Origin of the sequence: Stenotrophomonas sp. PS02300 (genome assembly GCF_029959395.1) — a bacterium.
Lineage (GTDB): Bacteria > Pseudomonadota > Gammaproteobacteria > Xanthomonadales > Xanthomonadaceae > Stenotrophomonas > Stenotrophomonas maltophilia_AD.
Window position 1 is genome coordinate 1 of record NZ_JASCOP010000217.1, and the last position, 3,236, is coordinate 3,236.

Annotated in this window: 5 protein-coding genes and 1 pseudogene; 4 read left to right on the forward strand and 2 right to left on the reverse strand. The window is 62.8% G+C overall.

What is annotated here, in order from left to right:
• The first annotated feature begins 63 nt into the window (after positions 1-63).
• From QMX79_RS20385 to QMX79_RS20400, 4 genes are all read left to right on the forward strand, one after another.
• Complete coding sequence (locus QMX79_RS20385) at positions 64-735, forward strand: epoxyqueuosine reductase QueH (protein ID WP_282248400.1); 672 nt, start codon at positions 64-66, stop codon at positions 733-735.
• Positions 736-790: 55 nt separating this feature from the next.
• Entirely contained in the window at positions 791-1,417 is a 627-nt protein-coding gene (gene pncA / locus QMX79_RS20390; protein WP_282248401.1) for a bifunctional nicotinamidase/pyrazinamidase, read from the forward strand.
• Between the two features lie 166 nt (positions 1,418-1,583).
• Positions 1,584-1,892 (forward strand): energy transducer TonB, encoded by a 309-nt coding sequence (locus QMX79_RS20395; protein ID WP_282248402.1) that lies wholly within the window; start codon positions 1,584-1,586, stop codon positions 1,890-1,892.
• A gap of 52 nt (positions 1,893-1,944) precedes the next feature.
• Positions 1,945-2,316 (forward strand): hypothetical protein, encoded by a 372-nt coding sequence (locus QMX79_RS20400; protein ID WP_282248403.1) that lies wholly within the window; start codon positions 1,945-1,947, stop codon positions 2,314-2,316.
• Between the two features lie 142 nt (positions 2,317-2,458).
• Here the strand turns inward: QMX79_RS20400 and QMX79_RS20405 are convergent, their stop codons facing one another.
• Together QMX79_RS20405 and QMX79_RS20410 are read right to left on the reverse strand one after the other, a co-directional pair.
• The gene (locus tag QMX79_RS20405) at positions 2,459-2,848 is read right to left on the reverse strand and encodes a hypothetical protein (protein ID WP_282248404.1); all 390 of its coding nucleotides are present in this window, start codon (positions 2,846-2,848) and stop codon (positions 2,459-2,461) included.
• A gap of 270 nt (positions 2,849-3,118) precedes the next feature.
• Positions 3,119-3,236: pseudogene (locus QMX79_RS20410) on the reverse strand (IS30 family transposase); the annotation flags it as partial.

Genomic DNA, 3,236 nt, shown 5'->3' on the forward strand with positions numbered 1-3,236 from the left:
CCTTCCGGCCCCCCCGGCCCCCCCCCCCCGCGGGGCGGGGGGCGGGGGCCGATGGATGTCCGCATGACCGATTTCATTCGCCCCACCCTTTCCCTGCCTGGCGGCCACGACAAGCTGCTGCTGCACTCGTGCTGCGCGCCCTGCTCGGGCGAGGTGATGGAGGCCATTACCGCCTCGGGGATCGACTACACGATCTTCTTCTACAACCCCAATATCCACCCCGCGCGCGAGTACGAGCTGCGCAAGCAGGAGAACATCCGCTTCGCCGAACAGCATGGCGTGCCCTTCATCGACGCCGACTACGACACCGACAACTGGTTCGCGCGGGCGCGCGGCATGGAGAACGAGCCCGAACGCGGCATCCGCTGCACGATGTGTTTCGACATGCGCTTCGTGCGCACCGCGCTGTATGCGCATGAGCATGGCTTTCCGGTGATCAGCAGTTCGCTGGGCATTTCGCGCTGGAAGGACATGAACCAGATCAACGACTGCGGCCACCGCGCAGCAGCCCACTACCCCGGCATCCAGTACTGGGATTACAACTGGCGCAAGGGCGGCGGCGCGGCGCGCATGGTGGAGATCAGCAAGCGCGAGCAGTTCTACCAGCAGGAGTACTGCGGCTGCGTGTACTCGCTGCGCGACGCCAACCGCCACCGCCGGGAGAACCAGCGCGAGCGGATCAAGATCGGGCTGCTGTATTACGGCCAGGACAGCGACGCGCCCAAGGGCGATTGACGTACGCCAAGGGGGCCGCCACGCTGGTTGCCCCCTCCGTTGCGCTGGACCTGCCATGACCGCCCTGCCCGCCGATGTCGCCCTGCTGGTAATCGACCTGCAGCCGGACTTCATGCCCGGTGGCGCGCTGGCCTGCGAAGACGGCGATGCGCTGGTGGCACCGATTGCCGCCCTGCTGGCCGAGCGCCGGTACCGCACGGTGGTGGCGACCCAGGACTGGCACCCGGCAGAGCATGCGTCCTTTGCCATCCAGCACGCGGGCAAGCTGCCGTTCGAGGCGATCCTGCTGCATGCGCAGCCGCAGACGCTGTGGCCGGATCATTGCGTGCAGGGCACCGATGGGGCGGCCCTGCACCCGGGCGTGGATTGGACGCCCGCCGATCTGATCCTGCGCAAGGGCACCCGCCGGGACGTGGATTCCTATAGCGCGTTCCGCGAGAACCATGGTCCGGACGGCAGCCGCCCGGCTACCGGCCTGGCCGGCTGGCTGCACGAACGCGGCATCCGCGAGGTGCATGTGTGCGGGCTGGCGCGCGACTACTGCGTGCTGTGGAGTGCGCAGGACGCGGTGAAGGCCGGGTTCCGGGTGAAGTTCCTTTGGGCGCTGACGCGGCCGGTGACCGAGGCCAATGACGGGATGGTGCGCGAGGCGCTGGCCAAGGCCAAGGTTGCGGTGATCTGACCCACTGGGCGGGCAGGCTGCCGAATGCGTGACATCGCCGCCCGGTGCGTGGAACTTCTGCGCTGGCGGCCAGCGCTGTACCATCGCCCTAGATCCTACCCAGAGATCATTACGCATGGATGCCAACAGGAATTCGGTCCCGCGCACAACGTTGCAGCGCCTTCTGATGAGCCTCCTGCTGGTGGCGATGTCTGGCAGCGGATTTGCCGCACCTCCGCCGCCTCCGCCTCCTCCGCCACCACCCTACCCGCCCGGTGGTCCCGAAGACCGCGATGCGCGCATCGTAGTTCTGATCGTCGACCTAAGCGCCGATGGCACCGTTACGGCAGTTGCACTGGAGAAGTCCAGTGGATTTCCTGAGCTGGACGCAGCTGCAATGGAAGCGGCGTCCAGTTGGCACTTCAATCCGCTTCTGAAGGACGGCAAGCCGGTGGCCGGCAAGGCCCGCGTGCCGGTAAGTTTCCCGCCAGGATAAGCACCTGCCAGGCGAACTGCGGCCCCGTAGCAGGGAATGCCCAACGGACACAATGGAAGGCTTCGTGATGGGAAATGCAAGTCTAGATCCGTGGTTGGAGCTTGCGGATGAGCTTGAGCAGTTCGTGCAGTTCATGCATGCGGCACTGCTGGTACCACGACGGACCAAGGCATGCGGTGAGATTGAGTTCGTGGATATTGGCGAATCGGCGGTTGCGAGAATGCGCGCGTCCGCGGCCAGGCGATGGACATTTTCGGCCTGGAAACGATGGCAAATGGAAGATGCAATCAGGATGACCATCTACACCCTTTACAGAAAAATGGCCGATGGAGCCTTCTACAGCAGCGAGGGAACGCCGGAGCATGACGAGATGATGAGGCGAATTGGAAGCATGGAAGGCAAGATGAAAGAGCTGAGCGAGTAACGGTGCGCCGAGCCATGCTCGACGACGTGAACCGAAACAACCTGCGGCGTATCAGCAAACATCCAGGCACGCTCGAGCGCCTTACCGTCGTTTACAACGCCTGAGTTTGGTCGCCCCGCGCAGCGGCGTCGGCTTCAATGGGCTATCTGGCCCGATGCAGGGCGCTAGCGACTGCGGATTTGAATGCTTGCTCGTCGTCCAACAAGATGCGGTACGCGGCATACGGCAGTTGCCCATCATTGACTTGGGCCTTAATGAAGCGAGCAAGCCGCCACTCATCCGGATCAACCTTGTCAAAGTCGAAGTCTATCCCGCCAACACCCGGGGCCTTATAGATATCTACACCGATTCCGTGTGGTTGTACGAACCAGCAGGTGCCGGGAACCTGCCGGAGATGACTGTTCTCTTTTCGAAGGATCTCTTGTGGCTCAGAAAATTTGAAGGCGCTGACAAGAAGGGCCTTCGCCCAAGCCATGTTGGCGTGCCAGAGGGGAATCGCCTGTTCAACAAGTTGCACATTTGAATCGCTCATGGGAGCAAGCTACCTCATAGCAGAGACCCAGGGGCCAGTTATACGTCTCGTCAAAAGCGCAGCGGACAGCGCCTCTTCCCGTTGATTCAGCTCGATCTTATGGGGCTTGAGCGCAGCAAACAAGGCGACGGCTTATCGAATCCATGCGTGTTGAAGACCTTGCCTGGCCCCAGCCTGACGGCGTATGGATGGATGCCTGGGAGCGAGAGCGGACCGCAGCATGGCTGATTGCTTGTTCTAGCGCTGAGACGTCCGCTTTCAGCCTTGGATTCAACCGATCGACGCAACGGTTCGTCGGTATCGCTCGACGGGTGTTTCGTAGCCTAACGTCTTGCGGGGCCGCTCGTTCAGTTGGCGGGCAACTGCATCAAGCTGAGCTTGAGAGATA